Origin of the sequence: Pseudomonas oryziphila (assembly GCF_003940825.1) — a bacterium.
In the GTDB taxonomy this organism is placed as follows: Bacteria; Pseudomonadota; Gammaproteobacteria; order Pseudomonadales; family Pseudomonadaceae; genus Aquipseudomonas; species Aquipseudomonas sichuanensis.
Window position 1 is genome coordinate 2411133 of sequence record NZ_CP034338.1, and the last position, 23178, is coordinate 2434310.

Annotated in this window: 5 protein-coding genes; 2 read left to right on the top strand and 3 right to left on the bottom strand. The window is 67.9% G+C overall.

Going from position 1 to position 23178, the window contains the following annotated elements:
* The first annotated feature begins 9 nt into the window (after window positions 1–9).
* Complete coding sequence (locus EJA05_RS28375; protein ID WP_150132778.1) at window positions 10–16185, top strand: non-ribosomal peptide synthase/polyketide synthase; 16176 nt, start codon at window positions 10–12, stop codon at window positions 16183–16185.
* Between the two features lie 56 nt (window positions 16186–16241).
* Complete coding sequence (locus tag EJA05_RS11400) at window positions 16242–17201, top strand: alpha/beta hydrolase (RefSeq protein WP_125858315.1); 960 nt, start codon at window positions 16242–16244, stop codon at window positions 17199–17201.
* A gap of 233 nt (window positions 17202–17434) precedes the next feature.
* Here the strand turns inward: EJA05_RS11400 and EJA05_RS11405 are convergent, their stop codons facing one another.
* The 3 genes from EJA05_RS11405 to EJA05_RS11415 form a co-directional block, all read right to left on the bottom strand.
* On the bottom strand, window positions 17435–19909 hold the full coding sequence (locus EJA05_RS11405; RefSeq protein WP_125858316.1) for a TonB-dependent siderophore receptor: 2475 nt from the start codon (window positions 19907–19909) through the stop codon (window positions 17435–17437).
* 218 nt (window positions 19910–20127) lie between these two features.
* Entirely contained in the window at window positions 20128–21780 is a 1653-nt protein-coding gene (locus tag EJA05_RS11410; protein ID WP_125858317.1) for a cyclic peptide export ABC transporter, read from the bottom strand.
* Window positions 21781–21792: 12 nt separating this feature from the next.
* Complete coding sequence (locus EJA05_RS11415; protein ID WP_125463693.1) at window positions 21793–23136, bottom strand: lysine N(6)-hydroxylase/L-ornithine N(5)-oxygenase family protein; 1344 nt, start codon at window positions 23134–23136, stop codon at window positions 21793–21795.
* Window positions 23137–23178 lie beyond the last annotated feature (42 nt).

Here is a 23178-nt window from a genome sequence, read left to right on the forward strand (position 1 = left end):
GTGCGGGACGTGCAAGAGTTGATCGGTGCGGTTGGAGCGTTGTCGGCCAAGGAACGGAAGGCCCTGGCCAGGATGCTCAAGGAAAAGGGGATCGACCTCTTTGCTGTCGCACCGGTGTTCAAGCGCGACCCGCAGGCGCCTTTACGTTTGTCTTACGCCCAGCAGCGCCAGTGGTTCCTCTGGCAACTGGACCCACATAGCGCTGCCTACAACATTCCCACCGCCCTGCGCTTGCAGGGCGAACTCGATCATGGCGCCTTGCAAGCGGCGTTCGATGCCTTGCTGGCGCGCCATGGCGCCTTGCGCACCGGCTTCGTCGAGGAACAGGACCAGGTGCTGCAGTTCATCCGCGAGCCGCAGCCGTTCGCCTTGCCGCTGCAAACCCTGCAACCCTTTGAGGCGCCCCAGGCGCGTATCGAGCAGCTGCTCGGCCAGTGCCTGAACCAGCCGTTCGACCTGCGCCGCGAGCCGCTGCTGCGCGCCGCGTTGCTGCGCACCGGCGAGCGCGAGCACGTGCTGGCCCTGGCCATGCACCACATCGTCTCCGACGGCTGGTCGATGCAGCTGATCGTGCGCGAGCTGATGCAGTGCTACGCAGCCTTCAGCCGCGGCGAGCAGCCGGTATTGGCGCCGTTGGCCATCGACTACGCCGACTATGCCGCGTGGCAGCGCGAGTGGATGGAGGCCGGCGAGCGCGAGCGCCAGCTGGCCTACTGGGTCGAGCAACTGGGCCGCGAGGCGCTGGTGCTGGAATTACCCACCGACCGCCCACGGCCGCTGCGCCAGTCGTTCCGCGGCGCGCGCCTGGACATCCAGATTGATGCCGGGCTGGCCGAAGGCCTCAAGCAACTGGCCCAGCGCAGCAACGTGACCCTGTTCATGCTGCTGCTGGCCAGCTTCCAGACCCTGCTGCACCGCTACAGCGGGCAAACCGATATCCGTGTCGGCGTGCCGGTGGCCAACCGTACCCGGGTGGAAGTGGAAGGGCTGGTGGGTTTCTTCGCCAACACCCAGGTGCTGGCCGCCAGGTTCGATGCCTGCGACGGCTTTGCCGACCTGCTGGGCCAGGTCAAGGCCCGGGTGCTGGGCGCGCAATCGCACCAGGACCTGCCGTTCGAGCAGTTGGTCGAAGCCTTGGCGCCTGAGCGCACCCTGAGCCACAACCCGCTGTTCCAGGCCATGTTCAACCACCAGGGCAGCAGTGCCGCGCAGGCCCCCGCCGGCGGCGGCCTGGGCCTCACGGCCGAGGTGATCGAGCGCGAGGGCTGCACCGCCCAGGTCGACCTCACCCTGGCCACCGAAGAGCATGCCCAGGGCCTGGCCGCCAGCCTTACCTACGCCACCGACCTGTTCGATGCCGCCAGCGCCGAGCGCATGGCCCGGCACTGGGTCAACCTGCTGCGCGCCGTGGTTGCGGCGCCGCAGGGCAAGCTGGGTGAGTTGGCGATGCTCGGCGCCGACGAGCGTGAGCGTATCGTCGGGCAGTGGAACGCCACCGCCGATGCCAGCTTCCCGCTCGATCAGCCCGTGCAGCGCCTGATCGAAGCCCAAGTGTCGCGTACCCCGGATGCCCCGGCCCTGCAACTGGGTGAAGAGGTGCTCAGCTACGCCCAGCTCAACGCCCGGGCCAACCAGCTGGCGCGCCACCTGGTGCACCTGGGCGTCGGTCCGGACTGCCTGGTGGGCATCGCCCTGGAGCGCAGCGTGGAGATGGTCGTCGGCCTGCTGGCAGTGCTCAAGGCCGGTGGCGCCTACGTGCCGCTGGACCCGGAGTACCCCACCGACCGCCTGGCCTACATGATCGAGGACAGCGGCGTGCAACTGCTGCTGACCAGTGCCGCGCTGCTGGAGCGCCTGCCGGTGCCGGCGGGGGTGAGTTGCCTGAGCCTGGATACCCTGGCCCTCGGCCACCTGGCCGAGGACGACCTGGGCGTGGCGGTGCAAGGCGAAAACCTCGCCTACATGATCTACACCTCCGGCTCCACCGGCCGCCCCAAGGGCGCGGCCAACCGCCACCGGGCCCTGACCAACCGCCTGTGCTGGATGCAGCAGGCCTATGGCCTGGATGCCAGCGACGCGGTGTTGCAGAAGACCCCGTTCAGCTTCGACGTTTCGGTGTGGGAGTTCTTCTGGCCGCTGATGACGGGCGCGCGGCTGGTGCTGGCCCGCCCGGGCGAGCACCGCGACCCGGCGCGCCTGGTGCGCCTGATCAACGACCATGGCATCACCACGCTGCACTTCGTGCCGTCGATGCTCCAGGCGTTCATGCTCGACCCCCAGGCCGGCAGCTGCCAGGGGCTCAAGCGCATCATCTGCAGCGGCGAGGCGCTGGCGCTGGACACCCAGCAGCAGGTGCTGGCGCAGCTTGGCCAGGCCGGCCTGTACAACCTGTACGGCCCGACCGAGGCCGCCATCGACGTTACCCACTGGACCTGCCGCGAGCAGCACCAGCACAGCGTGCCGATCGGTGAGCCGATCGCCAACCTGTCCACCCACATCCTTGACGCCGGCCTCAACCCGGTGGCGGCCGGTGTGGTCGGCGAGCTGTATCTGGGCGGGGAAGGCTTGGCGCGGGGTTACCACCAGCGCCCAGGCCTGACCGCCGAGCGTTTCGTCGCCAGCCCGTTCGGTGCCGGCCAGCGCCTGTATCGCACCGGTGACCTGGCGCGTTATCGCGCCGACGGGGTGATCGAGTACGCCGGGCGCATCGACCATCAGGTCAAGATCCGCGGCCTGCGCATCGAACTGGGTGAAATCGAGGCGCGTCTGCAAGAGCAGGCGCAGGTGTCCGAATGCGTGGCGATTGCCGGGCAGGGCGCTGCCGGCGTGCAGTTGCTGGCCTACGTGGTGCCCAGCGACCCGGCCATGGCCGGCGCCGAGGCGGCGGTGCAGCGCGCACTGGTCGACCAGCTCAAGGCGGCGCTGGGGCAGAGCATGCCCGACTACATGGTGCCGGCGCACATGATCCTGCTGCCAAGCATGCCGCTGTCGCCCAACGGCAAGCTCGACCGCAAGGCGCTGCCGGCTTTCGACCAGCGTCAGGTGCAAGCGCTGTACCGCGCGCCGCAAACCGAGCGCGAGCGCAGCGTGGCGGCCATCTGGCAGCAGCTGCTGGGCTGCGAGCAGGTGGGCCTGGATGACGACTTCTTTACCCTGGGCGGGCATTCGCTGCTGGCGACCCAGTTGGTCTCCCGCGTGCGTCAGGCGCTGGCTATCGATGTACCGCTGCGGGTGCTGTTCGAACACAGCCAGTTGCAGGCCTTTGTCGGCGCATTGGCGCAAGGCGAGCGCCGCGAGGTGGATGCCATCCCGGCATTGCCACGGGATACCGGGCTGGCGCTGTCCTATGCCCAGGAGCGCCAGTGGTTCCTCTGGCAGTTGGAGCCGCACAGCACCGCTTATGTGATCCCGATGGTCCTGCAACTGCAGGGCGAACTGGACGTGGCCGCACTGGGCCAGGCGTTCCAGGCGCTGTTCGAGCGCCATGAAAGCTTGCGCACCTGCTTCCAGGAGCAGGACGGCCAGTGCGTCCAGGTGTTCCATGACGGCGTGCGGTTCCCGCTGCCTGTGCAGCACTTGCCTGCCGGTGCCGAGGAGCAGGCGGCCATCGCGGCCTTCGTCGGCGAACAGGTCGGCCGGCCGTTCGACCTGCGCGGCGACCTGCTGATGCGCGCCGCACTGCTGCAACTGGCGCCGCAGCGCCATGTGCTGGTGGTCACCCAGCACCACATCGTCTCCGATGGCTGGTCGATGCAGGTGATGATCGACGAGTTGCTGCACTGCTACGGTGCCGCCCGCGCCGGGCAGCCGGTGCAGTTGCCGGCGCTGGCGATCCAGTACGCCGACTACGCCGCCTGGCAGCGCCAGTGGATGGACGCTGGCGAGCGTGAGCGCCAGCTGGACTACTGGAAAACCCACCTGGGCACAGCGCCCGTGGTGCTCGAGCTGCCTACCGACCATGTGCGCCCGGTGCAGCAGAGCCTGCGCGGTGCGCGCCTGGAAGTGCCGGTGGATGCGGCGCTGCACCAGCGCCTCAAGGCGCTGGCCGAGCAGCAGGGCAGCACCCTGTTCATGCTGCTGCTGGCGGCCTACCAGACCCTGCTGTTCCGCAGCAGCGGCCAGCCGCGCATCCGCGTCGGCGTGCCGATCGCCAACCGCAACCGCCTGGAAACCGAGCGCCTGATCGGCTTCTTCGTCAACACCCAGGTGCTGCAGGCCGACCTGCGCGGCGAGGACAGTTTCCTCGACCTGCTGGCGCAGGTGCGCCAGGCCACGCTGGCGGCCCAGGACCACCAGGACCTGCCGTTCGAGCAACTGGTCGATGCCTTGCAGCCCGAGCGCAGCCTGAGCTACAGCCCGCTGTTCCAGGTGATGTTCAACCACCAGGCCGAACATGCCGGCGCCGCCCAGGCGCCACGTGCCCTGGCCGGCCTTGAGGTGCGCAGCCTGGGCTGGTCGGGTGACGACGCCCAGTTCGACCTGACCTTGAGCACCCACGAAAGCCCCGGGCAACTGGCGGCCTCGTTCACCTACGCCACCGACCTGTTCGAGGCGGCGAGCGTGCAGCGCCTGGCCGGCCACTGGCTGGGCCTGCTGGCGCAGATCGTCGAGCGGCCCGAGGCCGCCCTGGGCGAGCTGCGCCTGCTGGACGCCGCCGAACAGGCGCGCCTGGCCAGCTTCAACCCGGCCCGTGAGGCCTATGCAAGCGAACTGTGCATCCATCAACTGATCGACCGCCAGGCGGCCGAGGCGCCCCAGGCGCTGGCCCTGATCGATGGCGAGCGGCGCCTGGACCACGCCTGGCTGCAGGCCCGCGCCAACCGCCTGGCCCACCACCTGGTGGCGCTGGGGGTCGGCCCGGAAGTGCGGGTGGGCGTGGCCATGCCGCGCAACGCCGAATTGCTGGTGGCCCTGCTGGCGGTGCTCAAGGCCGGCGGCACCTATGTACCGCTGGACCCGGACTATCCCCGTGACCGCCTGGCCTACATGCTCGAAGACAGCCAGGCCCGCGTGCTGCTGACCCAGGCCGGGGCGCTGGATGGCGTGCCGCTGGAAGGGCTGGCCACGGTGCTGGTCGGTGAAGATGACGCGGTCCTGGCCGCCTACCCGGACACCGCGCCCGTGGTGGCGGTGCGGCCCGACAACCTGGCCTATGTGATCTACACCTCCGGTTCCACCGGCAAGCCCAAGGGCGTGGCGATTGCCCACCGCAACGTGGCCGCGCTGGTGCACTGGTCGGCCGGGGTCTACCCGCGCGAGGCGATCCGTGGCGTGTTGGCCTCGACGTCGGTGTGCTTCGACCTGTCGGTGTGGGAGCTGTTCGTCACCCTGGCCAACGGTGGCCACCTGATCCTGGCGCGCAACGCCCTGGAGCTGGGCAGCCTGCCGGCACGGGCCGAGGTGCGCCTGATCAACACCGTGCCCTCGGCCATTGCCGCGCTGCTGCGTGCCGGTGACATTCCGGCGGGGGTCAAGATCGTCAACCTGGCGGGCGAGCCGCTCAAGCAGGAGCTGGTCGACAGCCTGTACGCGCTGGGCAGCCTGGACCATGTGTACGACCTGTACGGGCCATCGGAAGACACCACCTATTCGACTTACTGCCGCCGCGAGGCCGGTGGGCAGGCCAGCATCGGCCGGCCGCTGTGCAACAGCCAGGGCTACCTGCTGGATGATCAACTGCATCCGGTACCGGTCGGTGTCGCTGCCGAGCTGTACCTGGCCGGTGACGGGGTGACTCGTGGCTACCTGCTGCGCCCGGGGCTGACTGCTGAGAAATTCGTGCCCAACCCGACAGGTGAGCCTGGCGAGCGCATGTACCGCACCGGCGACCTGACCCGCTACCGCGAGGACGGCCAGCTGGAATACATCGGCCGGGTTGACCACCAGGTGAAAGTGCGTGGTTTCCGTATCGAGCTGGGCGAGATCGAGACCCGCCTGCAACAGCAGGCCGGCGTGCGCGAGGCAGTGGTGCTGGCGGTGGAAGGTGCCAGTGGCCATCAGCTGGTCGGCTATCTGGTGGCCAATGCCACGCTGGACAGCGAGCAGGTGAAAGCCGCGCTGCGCGGACAGCTGCCTGAATACATGGTGCCAGCGCATCTGCTGCAACTGCCGGCGCTGCCGCTGACCCCCAACGGCAAGCTGGACCGCAAGGCCCTGCCGCTGCCGGACCTGGAGGCGGCGCAGGCCGACTACCAGGCCCCGGCCACTGACCTTGAACAACGCATCGCGGCGATCTGGCAGGACGTGCTCAAGCTGGAGCGCATCGGTGCGCGGGACAACTTCTTCGAGCTGGGCGGCGACTCGATCATCTCGTTGCAGGTGGTGAGCCGGGCGCGTCAGGCGGGGATTCACTTCACGCCCAAGCAGCTGTTCCAGCACCAGACCGTGCAGGGCCTGGCCGCAGTGGCCAGCCTCGACGGCAGCGGCCTGCAAGTAGCGCAGGGCCGGGTCGAAGGGCCGACGGCGCTGCTGCCGATCCATCGGGTGTTCTTCGACGAGGTGCAGGTCGAGCGCCATCACTGGAACCAGTCGGTGCTGCTTAAACCGCAGCAGCCGCTGGATGCTGAGCACCTGGAACAGGCGCTGGCGGTAGTACTGGAACACCACGATGCGCTGCGTTTGGGCTTTGTCGAGGCGCAAGGCCAGTGGCAGGCGACCTACCACGGCCTGCCTGAAGGCAGCGTGCTGTGGCGCCGCGAGGTGGCCGATGCCGCCGCGCTGGAGGCATTGGGCCGTGAGGCCCAGGCCAGCCTGGACCTGGCCAGCGGCCCGCTGCTGCGGGCGGTACTGGCCGAGTACCAAGGCGAACAGCGGCTGCTGCTGGTGATCCATCACCTGGCGGTGGACGGTGTGTCCTGGCGGATCCTCTTCGAGGACCTGCAACAGGCCTACGAGCAAGGCGCGCAAACCCAACTACCAACACGTACCAACAGCGTGCGCGACTGGGCGGGGCAACTGCAGGACTACGCCCGAGGCGACGCAGCACCGCAACTGGATTACTGGCAAGAGCAACTGCAAGGTGCCGACACCGACCTGCCGTGCGAACGCCCTGACGGCAGCCTGGCCAACCAGCACGGCCGTTCGGTGGCCACTCAGCTGTCGCGGGAAACCACCCGCAAGCTGCTGCAAGAGGCCCCGGCGGCCTACCGCACCCAGGTCAACGATCTGCTGCTGTGCGCCCTGGCCCGGGTCATCGGGCGTTGGAGCGGGCGTGACGACACGCTGATCCAATTGGAAGGGCACGGCCGCGAGGCGTTGTTCGACGCCCTCGACCTGACCCGCACCGTGGGTTGGTTCACCAGCCTGTTCCCGGTGCGTTTGGGCCGCTGCGAGGCGCTGGGCAGCAATCTGCGCCTGGTCAAGGAGCAACTGCGAGCGATCCCGGACAAGGGCCTGGGCTGGGGCGCGCTGCGCTACCTGGGCGAGGAGGCCGTGCAGGCCGAGCTGGCAGCGTTGCCGGTGCCGCGCATCACCTTCAACTACCTGGGCCAGTTCGACGGCAGTTTTGCGGCCGAGGACGGCGCGCTGTTCGTGCCGGCCGGCGAGGCCGTGGGCCCGGACCAGAGCCCGCTGGCGGCACTGGGCAACTGGCTGACGCTCAATGGCCAGGTGTACGGCGGCGAGTTCAGCATGGGCTGGCGCTTCAGCACGCAGATGTTCGATGAAGCCACGGTGCAGCGCCTGGCGGATGACTACGGTCGCGAGCTGGAAGCCCTGGTCGAGCACTGCTGCACCTTGCAGGAGCGCTCGGCGACGCCATCGGACTTCCCGCTGGCCGGTCTGGACATGGCCGGGCTGGACAGCCTGCCGGTGCCCCTGGAGCAGATCGAAGACATCTACCCGCTGTCGCCGATGCAGCAGGGCATGCTGTTCCACACCGTCTACGAGCACAGCGGCGACTACATCAACCAGATGCGCCTGGAGGTCGAAGGTCTTGAGCCTGCGCGCTTCGCGGCAGCCTGGCAGGCCTGCGTCGATGACCATGACGTACTGCGCAGCAGCTTCCTCTGGCAGGGGCTGGAGCGCCCGCTGCAGGTCATCCGCAAGTCTGTGCGCCTGAACCTGCGCGAGCTCGACTGGCGCGACCGCGCCGCCGACACGGCCGCGCTCGACCAACTGGCCGCCGAGGAGCGTGCCCAGGGCTTCGACCCGGCCGAACCGCCATTGCTGCGCCTGTTGCTGGTGCGCCTGGGCGAGCAGCGCCACCACCTGATCTACACCAGCCACCACATCCTCATGGACGGCTGGAGCAACTCGCGCCTGATGGGCGAGGTGCTGCAACGCTACCGTGGCCAGGCCGTGCCGGCCCAGGCGGGGCGTTACCGCGACTACATCGCCTGGCTGGGTGCCCAGGCCCCGGCGGCCACCGAGCACTTCTGGCGCGGGCAAGTGGCGGGGTTGCAGGTGCCGACCCGGCTGGCGCGGGTATTTGGCGACCTGCCGCAAGGCGAGGGTGGCCAGGTCGAGCTGTACACCGGCCTGGATGCCCAGCAAACCCAAGCCCTGAGCGAATTTGCCCGCCAGCACAAGCTGACCATGAACACCCTGGTGCAGGGTGCCTGGGCCTTGCTGCTGTCGCGTTACACCGGCCAGCAGCACGTGGCCTTCGGTGCCACCGTGGCTGGCCGACCGGCCGAGCTGGTCGGCATCGAGCAGCAACTGGGCCTGTTCATCAACACCCTGCCGGTGGTGGTCGACGTCGAGTCGCAGCAGCCGCTGGGCGAGTGGCTGGCGCAGTTGCAACTGCGCAACCTGGCCTTGCGTGAGCACGAACACACCGCGTTGTTCGATGTACAGCGCTGGGCGCAGTTGGGCGACAACCTGTTCGATACCTTGCTGGTGTTCGAGAACTTCCCGATCTCCGAAGCCCTGCAGCAGGCCGCGCCGGACAGCCTGCGCTTTGGCGAGGTGCACAACCACGAGCAGACCAACTTCCCGTTGACCCTGATGGTGGTGCATGCCGAAGAGCTGGTGCTGCACCTGAGCTTCGACAGCCGCAGCTTCCCCGAGCAAGGCATGCGCCGGCTCGGCGAGCAGCTCAGCGGCCTGCTGGCCCGGTTGCCGGCACAGTTCCACCTGCCCTTGGCCGAACTGCCGATCCTGGAGGCGGCTGAGCAGGCGCGCCTGGCCGGCTTCAACCCGGCCCGTGAAACCTATGCAAGCGAGCAGTGCATCCATCAGCTGATCGAGCGCCAGGCGGCCCAGACGCCCCAGGCGCTGGCCCTGATCGATGGCGAGCGGCGCCTGGACCACGCCTGGCTGCAGGCCCGCGCCAACCGCCTGGCCCACCACCTGGTGGCGCTGGGGGTCGGCCCCGAGGTGCGGGTGGGCGTGGCCATGCCGCGCAACGCCGAACTGCTGGTGGCGCTGCTGGCGGTGCTCAAGGCCGGTGGCACCTATGTGCCGCTGGACCCGGACTACCCGCTCGACCGCCTGGCCTACATGCTCGAAGACAGCCAGGCGCGGGTGCTGCTGACCCAGCCGGGTGTGCTCGAAGGCATTTCCCTGGATGGCCTGACCACGGTGCTGGTGGCCGAGGACGACGCGCCGTTGGCGCACTATCCGGCGAGCGCGCCGGTCACCCGGGTGACTGCGCAGAACCTTGCCTACGTGATCTATACCTCCGGTTCCACCGGCAGGCCCAAGGGCGTGGCCATCACCCACCGCAACATCGTGGCCCTGGCGCACTGGTCCGCCGGCATGTACAGCCATGATGAGATCCAGGGCGTGCTGGCCTCGACTTCGGTGTGCTTCGACCTGTCGGTATGGGAGCTGTTCGTCACCCTGGCCAACGGCGGTTACCTGATCCTGGCGCGCAATGCCCTGGAGCTGGGCAACCTGCCGGCGCGGGCCGAGGTGCGCCTGATCAACACCGTGCCCTCGGCCATCGCCGCGCTGCTGCGTGCCGGCGACGTGCCGGCCGAGGTGGACATCGTCAACCTGTGTGGCGAGCCGCTCAAGCAAGGGCTGGTCGACAGCCTGTACGCGCTGGGCACCCTGGACCACGTGTACGACCTGTACGGCCCGTCGGAAGACACCGTCTACTCCACCTTCAGCCGCCGCCTGCAGGGCGGGGTGCCGAGCATCGGCCAGCCGATGTGCAACAGCAGCGCGCTGCTGCTGGACGACCAACTGCAGGCCGCCCCCGTGGGCGTTGCCGCCGAGCTGTACCTGGCCGGTGACGGCCTGGCCCGTGGCTACCTGCTGCGCCCGGGGCTGACCGCCGAGAAGTTCGTGCCCAACCCATCGGGCGCTGCTGGTGAGCGGATGTACCGCACCGGCGACCTGACCCGCTACCGCGAGGACGGCCAGCTGGAGTACATCGGTCGGGTTGACCACCAGGTGAAGGTGCGTGGTTTCCGTATCGAGCTGGGCGAGATCGAAACCCGCCTGCAACAGCAGGCCGGCGTGCGCGAGGCGGTGGTGCTGGCGGTGGAAGGTGCCAGCGGTCATCAGCTGGTCGGCTATCTGGTGGCCAATGCCACGCTGGACAGCGAGCAGGTGAAAGCCGCGCTGCGCGAACAGCTGCCTGAATACATGGTGCCTGCGCACCTGCTGCAACTGCCGGCGCTGCCGCTGACCCCCAACGGCAAGCTGGACCGCAAGGCCCTGCCGCTGCCGGACCTGGAGGCGGCGCAGGCCGACTACCAGGCCCCGGCCACTGACCTTGAACAACGCATCGCGGCGATCTGGCAGGACGTGCTCAAGCTGGAGCGCATCGGTGCGCGGGACAACTTCTTCGAGCTGGGCGGCGACTCGATCATCTCGTTGCAGGTGGTGAGCCGGGCGCGTCAGGCGGGGATTCACTTCACGCCCAAGCAGCTGTTCCAGCACCAGACCGTGCAGGGCCTGGCCGCAGTGGCCAGCCTCGACGGCAGCGGCCTGCAAGTAGCGCAGGGCCGGGTCGAAGGGCCGACGGCGCTGCTGCCGATCCATCGGGTGTTCTTCGACGAGGTGCAGGTCGAGCGCCATCACTGGAACCAGTCGGTGCTGCTTAAACCGCAGCAGCCGCTGGATGCTGAGCACCTGGAACAGGCGCTGGCGGTAGTACTGGAACACCACGATGCGCTGCGTTTGGGCTTTGTCGAGGCGCAAGGCCAGTGGCAGGCGACCTACCACGGCCTGCCTGAAGGCAGCGTGCTGTGGCGCCGCGAGGTGGCCGATGCCGCCGCGCTGGAGGCATTGGGCCGTGAGGCCCAGGCCAGCCTGGACCTGGCCAGCGGCCCGCTGCTGCGGGCGGTACTGGCCGAGTACCAAGGCGAACAGCGGCTGCTGCTGGTGATCCATCACCTGGCGGTGGACGGTGTGTCCTGGCGGATCCTCTTCGAGGACCTGCAACAGGCCTACGAGCAAGGCGCGCAAACCCCACTGCCAGCGCGTACCAACAGCGTGCGCGACTGGGCGGGGCAACTGCAGGACTACGCCCGAGGCGACGCGGCGCAACAGCAACTGGATTACTGGCAAGCGCAACTGCAGGGTGCCGAGACTGACCTGCCATGCGAACGCCCCGAAGGCAGCCTGGCCAACCAGCACGGCCGTTCGGTGGCCACCCAGCTGTCGCGGGAAACCACCCGCAAGCTGCTGCAAGAGGCCCCGGCGGCCTACCGCACCCAGGTCAACGACCTGCTGCTGTGCGCCCTGGCCCGAGTCATCGGGCGTTGGAGCGGGCGTGACGACACGCTGATTCAACTGGAAGGGCACGGCCGCGAGGCGTTGTTCGATGCGCTCGACCTGACCCGTACCGTGGGCTGGTTCACCAGCCTGTTCCCGGTTCGTCTGGGCCGTTGCGAGGCACTGGGCAGCAACCTGCGCCTGGTCAAGGAGCAACTGCGAGCGATCCCGGACAAAGGCCTGGGCTGGGGCGCGTTGCGCTACCTGGGCGAGGATGCCGTGCAGGCCGAGCTGGCAGCGTTGCCGGTGCCGCGCATCACCTTCAACTACCTGGGCCAGTTCGACGGCAGTTTTGCGGCCGAGGACGGCGCGCTGTTCGTGCCGGCCGGCGAGGCCGTGGGCCCGGACCAGAGCCCGTTGGCGGCACTGGGTAACTGGCTGACGCTCAATGGCCAGGTGTACGGCGGCGAGTTCAGCATGGGCTGGCGCTTCAGCACGCAGATGTTCGACGAAGCCACCGTGCAACGCCTGGCGGATGACTACGGTCGCGAACTGGAAGCGCTGGTGGAGCATTGCTGCACCTTGCAGGAACGCTCGGCGACGCCGTCGGACTTCCCGCTGGCCGGCCTGGACATGACCGGGCTGGACAGCCTGCCGGTGCCCCTGGCGCAGATCGAAGACATCTACCCGCTGTCGCCGATGCAGCAGGGCATGCTGTTCCACACCCAGGAAAGCAGTGGCGCCGACCTGTACATCAACCAGATCAGCGTGCCGGTGCAAGGGCTCGACCTGCCGCGCTTCGAGGCGGCCTGGAACCAGGTGATCGCCCGTCACGAGATCCTGCGCACCGGTTTCTGCGCCGCCGCGACCCTCGCCCAGCCGTTGCAGCTGGTGCGCCGCGAGGCCAGGCTGGCGTTGCAGGTGATCGACTGGCGCGACCGCGAGGCCGACCCGGAGGCGCTGCAAGCGGTGGCAGCGGCTGAATGTGCCAAGGGCTTCGACCTGCTGCAGGCGCCGCTGACCCGGATCACCCTGGTGCGCACTGCCGAGGACGCCTACCAGCTGATCTGGACCAGCCACCATATCCTGATGGACGGCTGGAGCACCTCGCGCCTGCTGGGCGAAGTGTTCCAGGCCTACGCCGGGCAGGCACTGCCGGAGCGCCAGGGGCGCTACCGCGATTACATCGACTGGCTGCAGCGCCAGTCCGCCGAGGCCGACGAGCAGTTCTGGCGTGCACGCCTGGCCGACCTGGACGGGCCGACCCTGCTGGCCGGCACCCTGGCGCCACAGCCGGCACCGGGCGAAAGCGGCCATGGCGCGCTGTACCTGAACTGGGACGCGGCCGCCACGGCGCGCCTCAAGGCCCAGGCCCAACGCCTGCGGGTGACCAGCAACACGCTGATCCAGGCCACCTGGCTGCTGCTGTTGCAGCGCTACAGCGGGCAGTCGAGCGTGTGCTTCGGCGCCGTGGTGGCGGGCCGTCCGGCCAGCCTGGCGGGGGCCGACGAAATGCTTGGCCTGTTCATCAACACCTTGCCGATCGCCCAGACCCTCGACCCGCAATTGTCGGTGGGCGAGTGGCTGACGCAATTGCAGGCCTACAACCTGGAGGCCCGCGATCACGAGCACGCGTCGCTGGCGGATGTCCAGCGCTGGTCAGGGCAGGGCGGACAGGCGCTGTTCGACAGCATCGTGGTGTTCGAGAACTACCCGATCGACGAGCGCCTGGCCGATGCCGGTGACGATCAGTTGCGCTTCGGCGAGGTCAAGGGCCGCGACGTGACCAACTACGCCATGGACCTGGCGGTCAGCCTGGGCAGCACGCTGTCCATCGAGTTCCTCTACCTGCGCGAGCGCTTCACCGAAGCGGCCTGCGCCCAGGTGATGAGCAGCTTCGAAGTGCTGCTGCTGGCCATGCTCGACGATGCCCAGGCGACCCTGGGCAGCCTGGGCGTGCTCGATGCCCAGGCCTGTGATGGGTTGCAGCGCGGTAACGTGCTGGCCGCCGGCGAACCTGAGCCGCTGCTGGTGCATGCCATTGCCCGCCAGGCCGCCCTGCGCCCTGATGCCGAAGCCGTGACCTGCGCAGGCCATAGCCTCACCTATGGGCAGCTCGAGCAACGCGCTGCGGCACTGGCCACACGCCTGCTGGCCGCCGGCGTCGGGCCGGAGACCCGCGTGGGTGTGGCGCTGGAGCGCTCGGTGCAGATGATCGTGGCCTTCTATGCGGTGATGAAGACCGGTGCGGCCTATGTGCCGCTGGACATCGACTACCCTCGTGAGCGCCTGGACTGGATCATCGAGGACTCGGCGATGAGTGTGCTCATTACCGAGAGCCGCGTCAGTGCCCGCCTGGGCGACACGGCGGTGGCGCTGTGCATCGAGCTGGACACCGTGTCGCTGCCGAGCGCCGCGCAGGCGGTGGTGTCGAGCGCACGCCCGGGCAACCTGGCCTACCTCATCTACACCTCGGGTTCCACTGGCAAGCCCAAGGGCGTGGCGGTGTCCCAGGGTGGTATCGCCATGCATTGCGCGGCGATCGCCGAGCGTTACGAGATGGGCCCGCACACCCGTGAGCTGCTGTTCATGTCGTTCGCCTTCGACGGTGCCCAGGAGCGTTGGCTGTCGACCCTGCTGCGCGGTGGCTGCCTGGTGCTGCGCGACAACCAGCTGTGGACCGCCGAGCACACCTGGCAGGTGCTGCACGAGCAGGCCATCACTATCGCCTGCTTCCCGCCGGCCTACCTGCAGCAGCTGGCCGAGTTCGCCGAAGGCCGTCAGCCGCCGGCGGTGGACATCTACTGCTTTGGCGGTGACGCGGTGGCCCAGGCCAACTTCGACCTGGTGCGGCGCAACCTGCGCCCGCGCTGCCTGACCAACGGCTACGGCCCGACCGAAACAGTGGTCACGCCGCTGCTGTGGAAGGTCGCTGCCGACGCCCGTTGCGAGGCTGCCTATGCGCCGATCGGCACCCGGGTCGGCGAGCGCACGCTGTATGTGCTGGACACCCACCTGAACCCGCTGCCGACCGGCGTGGCCGGTGAGCTGTACATCGGTGGCGAGGGCGTGGCGCGGGGTTATCACGCCCGCCCGGGGCTGACCGCCGAGCGTTTCGTGGCCGACCCGTTCAGCGCCGGTGGGCGCCTGTACCGCACCGGTGACCTGGTGCGCCAGCGGGCCGACGGGGTGTTCGACTACCTCGGCCGCCTGGACAACCAGGTCAAGGTGCGCGGCTTCCGCATCGAGCTGGGCGAGATCGAAGCGCGCCTGCGCCAGCAAGCGGGGGTGCGTGACGCGGTGGTGATCGCCCGTCGCGAGGACAGCGGCGATCAGTTGCTGGGCTACGTCGTGACCGCAGCAGATGGCCCGGCGGAGCAGGCCCTGCGTGAGGCGTTGCAGGCGCAGCTGCCGGACTACATGGTGCCGAGCCGGATCATCGTGCTCGACGCCTTGCCGCTGAACCCCAATGGCAAGGTCGACCGCAAGGCCCTGCCACAGCCGGGCGCCAGCGAACGCCATTACCTGGCGCCGCGCAACCTCGCCGAACAGGCGTTGGTGGAGGTCTGGCAAGAGGTGCTGGGGGTCGAACGGGTTGGCGTGACCGACAACTTCTTCGAGCTGGGCGGCGACTCGCTGCGCATCCTCAAGGTGCTCGGCAAGCTGCGTGGGCGCAGCGACCTGGGCCTGGAGTTGAAGCTGCGCGACCTGATGACCCGGCCGACCATTGCCCAGCTCAGTGGCTATGACGAGCAGCAGGAGGCCGTGCTGGACCCGCTGCTGTTGCTCAACAGCCCAAGCCCGGCGCGCCCGGCGCTGTTCTGCCTGCACGCCGGCTTCGGCACGGTGTTCGACTACGAGCCGCTGGCTCGCCAGCTGGAGGGGCGCCACAGCGTCTACGGGTTGCAGTGCCGCATGCTGCTGGACCGTGACTGGCAGGATGATTCGCTGCAGGGCATGGCCATCGACTATGCCCAGTACATCCGCCAGAAACAGGCCGATGGCCCGTACCTGCTGCTGGGCTGGTCGCTGGGTGGCACGCTCGCGGTGCTGGTGGCCGAAGAGCTGCGGCGCCAGGGCCAGGAGGTCGGCTTCGTCGGCCTGGTCGATAGCTTCATCCCGGGGCAGGGCGCCAGCCTGGTCAGTGATGACGAGGAACTGCGCAGTTTCCTGGCCGTGACCCTGCAGTGCGACGCCGAACAGTTACCGGCCGTGGTTTGCCCGCAGCCGTTGCAGGTGACGCCACTGGCCGAGACGATCGGCCAGGTGCAGGCACAGCTGGCCAGCGCCACGGGCTTCGATGCCCAGGACCTGGCTCAGGGCTTCGTCGTGGCCATGCGCTTGAAAGCACTCAGCGAACAGCAGGGTGACCTGCCTGCGCTGGACGTGCCAATCCACTGCTGGTGGGCCGGTGACGCGGCCAGCCAGGCGGCGGTGGCGGCGTTCGAGGCCGGGCTTGGCCAGGTGGCGCAACGTCACTGGCTGAACACCACGCACTTCGCCATCCCACGCCATGCGGCCCTGCTGCGGGCCGTGCATGAGTACCTTGGCAGCCTCGAGACCATCGCCGGCTGATACCCCCGGGCCCTGTTTACAGGGCCCGGTTCTTTTCATCGTTGAAGGATTGAATGATGCCTGTGCATCCTGACCTGGCCGTGTTCCTCGAACTGGCCGAACTGGGCCGCCTGAGCGGCGCCACCCGTGCCTTGCACGAACTGCCTGTAGACCAGGCGCGCGAGGTGTTCGAGCAGGCCTCGGACATTCTCGACCCGACCCCGCCGGGCGACCTGCAGGTGACCGCCCACGAAGTGCTGCTGGACGATGGCCAGGTGCTCGCTGCGCGGCTGTACCGGCCACAGGGCGCTCAAGGGGCGCTGCCGGTGATCTTCTACCTGCACGGTGGCGGTTACGTGGTCGGCAGCCTCGATTCCCATGACTCGATCTGCCGTCGCTTGGCTGCCGGTGGGCGCTTTGCGGTGTTCGCGCCGGCCTATCGGCGTGCCCCGGAGCACCCGTTCCCGGGGCCGCTGGACGACGTGCGCGGTGCGGCCAACTGGCTGGCCGGGCAGGCCCAGGCCCTGCAACTGGACGCTGGGCGGGTGATCTTTGCCGGCGACAGTGTCGGCGCCAGCCTGGCCACGGTGCTGGCGATCATCGCGGCACGCGAGCCCGAGCGCCTGCAACTGCAGCCCAAGGGGCAGCTGCTGCTGTACCCGGTGACCGATATCAGCCGTGAACGTGCTTCGCATCAGCAGTATGCCGAGGGCTATCTGCTGGAGACCGAAACCCTGCGCTGGTTCTACCAGCAGTACCTGGGGACTGCGGGGCGTGCCGATGACTGGCGGGTGTCGCCGTTGTTGCAGGCCGACCTGAGCGGCCTGGCGCCGGCCTACCTGGCGGTGGCCGAGTACGATCCGCTGTTTGATGAGGGTTTGGCGTACGCCCAGGCGCTGCGTGAGCAGGGCAATGCATTGACGCTGCAGGTGGCCGAAGGGCTGACCCACGACTTTTTGCGGATGTCGGGCATGGTGGAAGAGGTTGGGGCGATTTATGCCGGGCTGCTGGAGTGGGCGTCGGCCAGGGTGGCCTGAGGGATAGCGCAGCTTTTCAGATCGTGGGGCTGCTTTGCAGCCCATCGCGGCACAAGGCCGCTCCTACAGGGGGATCGCAATCTTCTGTAGGAGCGGCCTTGTGTCGCTATGGGGCGCGTAGCGGCCCCGGCTATGCGGGATGAATCAGTGAAATCGGCACCCTCACAATCAGCGTGAGCGGGCCTGAAGAGCAAGCCCCCTGCCTCAGGCAGGGGGCCGGTGACGCGGGGGATTTACCACTTGTAAGTCAGCTCGGCGACCACGCTGCGGCCTTCACCCAGGTTGCACGCCTGGTAGAAGAAGCAGGAGGCCACGTAGTACTTGTTGGTCAGGTTGTTGACGTTGACGGCGGCCTGGGCCCCGCGCAGGCTCGGGTCGAGCTTGCCCAGGTCGTAACGCACGGCGGCGTCATACAGGGTGTAGGACGGGACCTTGAAGGTGTTCATGCTGTCGCCGAAGGTCCAGCCGGTGTAGCGCACGCCGGCACCGACGCTCAGGCCCTGCAGCGGGTCGAACGGGATGGCGTAGTCAGCCCACAGCGAGGCCAGCTTGGCCGGCGCCTTGAACGGGCGCTTGTCTTCGTTGCCGTCGTTGCTCTTGGTGACTTTCACGTCGCTGTAGGACAGCGAACCGGTCAACTTCAGGTCGTCCATCACGGTGGTGATGGCTTCCAGTTCCACACCCTTGGAGCGGATTTCGCCGGTCTGGATGCTGTTGAACAGGTCTTGCGGGTCGGTGGTGACCGCGTTCTGCTTGGTCAGGTCGTAGACCGACAAGGTGATCTGGGTGTCGGTGCCTGGTGGCTGGTAGCGCACACCCACTTCGTACTGCTTGGCGGTTTCCGGCTCGAATGGCTTGCTGCCGCGGGCAGGGCCGGTGGTGCCTACGACCGGGTTGAACGACTCGCTGTAGCTGACGTACGGCGCAAAGCCGTTATCGAACAGGTAGACCAGGCCGGCGCGGCCGGTGAAGTCTCGCCAGTGCTGGTCGGTAGTCTCGATGTCGGTGAAGCGGTCTTCGGTCTGGGTGCGTGCGCGGTCCTCGCGGCCGCCCACGGTCAGCACCCATCGGTCCCACTTGAGTTGGTCCTGGAAGTAGTAGCCCACCTGGGTGCTGCGCTGCAGGTTGTTGACCCAGCTGGTGTTGACCGAGGTGTCCACCGGGCTGCCGTAGGTCGGGTCGAACACGTTGATCGGGGTGGCATTGCCCCAGCGCTCGTTACGCACCGACTTGCTCCAGCTGTAGTCGATGCCGAACAGTGCGGTGTGAGAGATCGGGCCGGTGTCGAAGCTGGCCTGCAACTGGTTGTCCAGTGCCAGGTGGCTGCCGTAGGCGTGGCGGATCTGCCACTGGCGGTTGATCGATGCACCGGGCACGCCATCGGGGCCGGTGATCAGGCCGGTCGAGCTCAGGCCGAAGGCGCGCGCCAGGTAGTTTTCCTGGTTGTCGAAGTCGCTCCAGCGCACGTTCTGGCGCACGGTCCAGGTGTCGTTGAACTCATGGCTGAACTCGTAGCCCAGCGAGGTGCTTTCGACTTCCTCGAAGTCGAAGCTCGGCTCGCCGACGAAGCGGTCCATGGGCACCTTGCCGTACGGGCTGGAACCGTTGACGGCGGCCCAGGGGATGGTGGTCGGGGCCAGGGCCTTGTTCTTCTGGTACGACGCCAGCACGGTCAGGCTGGTCTGGTCGTTGGGGCGCCAGGTGAAGCTGGGGGCGATGTAGCCGCGATCGTCGTCGGTGTGGTCGTACAGGCCATCGGCCTCGCGGCCCAGGCCGACCAGGCGGTACATCATGGTCTTTTCGTCGTTCAGGGCGCCGCTGACATCGAACTTGGCCTGGCGGCGGTGGCCGGTGCCGGCGGAAAGGCCGAACTCGCCACGGTCATAGTCGGTGGGGCGCTTGGAGATCGAGTTGACCATGCCGCCGGGATCGGCCTGGCCGTACAGGATCGAGGTCGGGCCTTTGAGCACTTCGACGCGCTCCATCCCGTACGGCTCTTCGCTGAACATGCCGAAGAAGCCCAGCGGGCGCAGGCGCAGGCCATCGCGGTAGGTGAAGGAAATGGCGTAGCCGCGCAGGTAGATGTTGTCGGCGGCGTTGTTGGCGCCGCCGGAGTCGGAACGCACGCCGGAGGTGTAGCGCAGTGCCTCGTCCAGGCGCTGCACGCCCATGTCGTCCATGCGCTCGCGGGTCACCACCGAGATGGCCTGGGGGTTTTCCAGCATCGAGGTGTCGGTCTTGGTGCCGGTGGCGGTGCGGCGGGCGACGTAGCCCTTGGTTTCACCCCACGGCGAGTCGTCGACGCGGGTGGAGGACACCACGCTGGCGTCCAGGGTCATGGCGCCGGCGTTGTCCTGGCCGAGCACCGTCAGGGTGCTGCCGTCGAGGGTGTAATGCAGTTGGGTGCCGCCCAGTAGTTGGCGAACGGCCTGGTCCACGCTGAGCCGGCCACGTACGCCCGGGGTGCTGAGGTTGCCGAGGGTGTCGGGGCTGTACAGCACCTGCAGGCCGGTTTGGTCGGCCAGTTGCATCAGCGCGCTGGCCAGGGACTGTGCGCCGATGCTGAATTCGTAGGTCTGGCTCTGTGCCTGGGCTGCCAGCGAGGTCCCGAGTGCCGAGACCATCACAGCGGCAGGCAGACCCAGGGACAGGGAGCGTCGGAGGTACAAGGCGCGGGCAAGCGGTGAAAGGGTAGGGCGGGACTGCACGTGTGGATGCTCCGGTATGTTAAGTGGGAATAGTTTTTATTAGCTTTCAATGAAACGAACGAGCGATGAAAAACCGGATGGATTTGTGAAAAAAAAATGAAAAGAGCCGAAATGAGGGTGGCGTGACGGCGCCGTTGTTCGCCGGCAAGCGGTCTAGCGCAGTGGTTGCAAGGGGGAGGTGGGGCTGCCAGGCAGCCCCGGGAGAAGGCCTGCGGGGGTCAGGCGGTTTGTGCGTCGGCGAGCACTTTGCCGCGCTCCAGGCGCAGCAACTGGTCGGCCACCGGGAAGTAACGGTCGTCGTGGGAGATGACGATGATGGTCTTGCCCAGGCGTTTGAGGTCGGGCAGCAGCTCGGTGTAGAACACCTGCCGGAAGGTCGGATCCTGGTCGGCGGCCCACTCGTCGAACACCAGCACCGGGCGCCCTTCCAGCCAGGCGTTGAGCAGGGCCAGGCGCTTGCGCTGGCCGGTGGACAGGTCGGTGGTGCTGAAGGCGCCGTCGAGCAGTTGCACCTTGTGCGCCAGTTGCAGGCGCGCCAGGTACTTCTGCGCATCGTCCGGGGTGGCCTGTGCACCGCCGATGACTTCGTCGAACAGGTAGTAGTCGGCGAACACCGTGGTGAACAGCTGGCGATAATCGTCACGGTTGCTGGCCACCACGGGCTGGCCATTGACCGCGACATGCCCTTGGTGGGGTTCGTAGAGCCCCAGCAGCAGCTTGATAAGGGTGGTCTTGCCACAGCCGTTGCCGCCGACGATGAACAGGATCTCGCCGGGTTTGACCTTGAAGCTCACCGGCCCGACCGTGAACGGCTCGATGCCGGGGTTGGTCGGGTAGGTGTAGGTGACGTCGACCAGCTCCAGGCTGTGCAGTGCCTGGTCGTTGGCCTGGGGGGCGTTTTCCAGCAGCAGGTGCGGCTCGGGCGAACTGAACCGCTGCGACAGCTCGGCGATGCGGCGCAGGGCGATCTGTGCCTTGCTGATGATCGGCAAGGTGGTGATCAGGTGCTCCAGCGGGCCTTTCATGTACAGCAGCACCAGGACGAAGCCGCTGATCACCGACTTGTCGTTGGCCGGCCACATCGATTGCAGGGTCAAGGCCAGGCCGATGACCAGGAAGAACAGCATCGAGCCCAGGCTCTTGGCGATCACGAAGGTGTTGATCGAGCGCACCTGGGTATCGCGGATGCCGTCGGCGGTCTCGCGGATGCCGTGGTTGAGCATGCGCTGGCGACGGGTGCGGTGGATGCGCAGCTCCTTGGCGCCCTCGGCGATGGCCTGGTAGTGCTTCTGCAACTGGTCCTCGGCGTCGCGGGCGGCGACGAAGCCGCGGATGCCGCGGGCCCGTGCGGCGTACTGGATGACGCTGCCGACACCCACGGCCAGCAGCACCAGCAGGAACATCGGCAGCGACAGGTAGGCCAGGTAGCCCAGGCAGCCCAGGGTCACGGTCAGGGAGATGGCCAGCGGGGCGAACACGTAGGCGAAGTCGCTGACCGTGTCGACGTCATGGGTGAGCACCGGGATCAGCCGATGGCTGCGGTACTGCTCGATCTGCTCGATCGGCGCGGCCAGCACTTTCTCGCCCAGCTGCTTGCGCAGCGCGGCGATCACATGCTGGCCCACATAGTTGGTGCCGATGTCCGAGCAGATGCTGCTGACCAGCGCCACCACGCACAGGCCGATGAAGGCCAGCACCACGCCTTGCTGCAGGCCGCCGTCGCTGTGCAGGCCATTGTTGATGGTGGCAAGCAGCGCGGTGATGCTCAGGCCGCCGAGCATGCCCAGCAGGGTGGCGATGGTCACCGTCGGCCAGAACGGGCGCAGCAGCCCCAGCAGTTGGCGCAGCGCCCCGGGAGGTTGAGGACTCATGGAGGCTTCCTGTCAGGCGCGGGTGAGGGCAATGGCGGCTGCGTGCAGGGGCACGGCCTCGGCGTGCTGCGCCAGCGCCTTGTACAGCGATTCGCCGATTTCCGCCGCGCGGCTTGGCAGCACCGACAGCAGGGTGTCGCTCAGGCCGTGGCTGGTTTCGCAGAAGCCTTGCAGGTACACCGGCGCCTGCAGCTCGGCGTTGCTTAGGGCGCGGTAGTCGCGCTCGACGCTGAAGTCCTGCAGGTAGCCTTGCAGCGGGGCCAGCAGGTCACGGTGCGAGCGACGCTCGTAGCCGGTGGCGAGGATCACCGCGTCGTAGCGGTGGGTCTGCGACTGCTGGGTGGCTAGGTCCTGCAGGGTCAGCTCGATGCCTTCGGCGGTGGCGGTGGCGGCCTGCACCTGGCGGCGGCAGAGCACGGCGTGGCGGTACTGGTGGGCGACCTTCTGGCGGTAGAGGATGCCGTAGATGCGTTCGAGCAGGTCGATGTCGACCACCGAGTAGTTGGTGTTGTGGTACTCGGCGATCAGCTTCTGGCGGTCGGCCTGTTCCTGGTTGAACACCAGGTCGGTGTAGTCCGGGGCGAAGATCTCGTTGACGAACGGGCTGTCGTCGGCGGGCTTGAGGGCGCTGGAGCGCACGATCATGTCGACCTTGACCGAGGGGAAGCTGTCGTTGAGGTCGATGAAGGCCTCGGCGGCGCTCTGCCCGGAGCCGACGATGGCGATGCGCATCGGCTTGCCCTGGTTGCAGGGCAGGGTGGCCAGGCTGCTCAGGTAGGTGGAGTGGTGGAACACCCGTGGGTCATCCTTGAAGGCGCGGAAACTGTCCGGGACCTTGGGCGTGCCACCGCTGCCGACTACAACCGCGCGGCTCAGGCGGGCGTGTTCGCGGCCCTGGGCGTCACGCGAGATAACCCGCAGCTGGCGCACTTTGCCGGCGTCCAGCACTGGCTCTATGCGGGTCACTTCTTCACCGTACTGGGCCTGGGTGGCGAAGTGCTCGGCGGCCCAGCGCAGGTAGTCGTTGTACTCCAGGCGGCAGGGATAGAAGGTGCCCAGGTTGATGAAGTCGGCCAGGCGCTGCTTCTGGTGCAGGTAGTTGACGAAACTGTAGGGGCTGGTGGGGTTGCGCAGCGACACCAGGTCCTTGAGGAAGGAGATCTGCAGCTCGCTCTGGGTGGCCAGGGTGTTGCCGTGCCAGCGGTAGTCGCTCTGTTTGTCGATGAACAGTGCATCGAGGGCGTGGCCGTGGGTTTCGGCGAGTTCTTCCAGGGCAATGGCCAGGGCCAGGTTGGAAGGGCCGAAGCCCACGCCGATGAGGTCGTGGACCTGCTGGGGGGAATGGGGCTGGCTCATGCTATCGGTTCCTTGAGGTGGCGGGGGAGGCCTTTGGCGCTC

Bases quoted from the DNA above. Each gene is read 5' to 3' on its own strand.
- EJA05_RS11415 (WP_125463693.1), bottom strand. From the start codon at position 23,136: ATGAGCCAGCCCCATTCCCCCCAGCAGGTCCACGACCTCATCGGCGTG.
- EJA05_RS11400 (WP_125858315.1), top strand. From the start codon at position 16,242: ATGCCTGTGCATCCTGACCTGGCCGTGTTCCTCGAACTGGCCGAACTG.
- EJA05_RS11410 (WP_125858317.1), bottom strand. From the start codon at position 21,780: ATGAGTCCTCAACCTCCCGGGGCGCTGCGCCAACTGCTGGGGCTGCTG.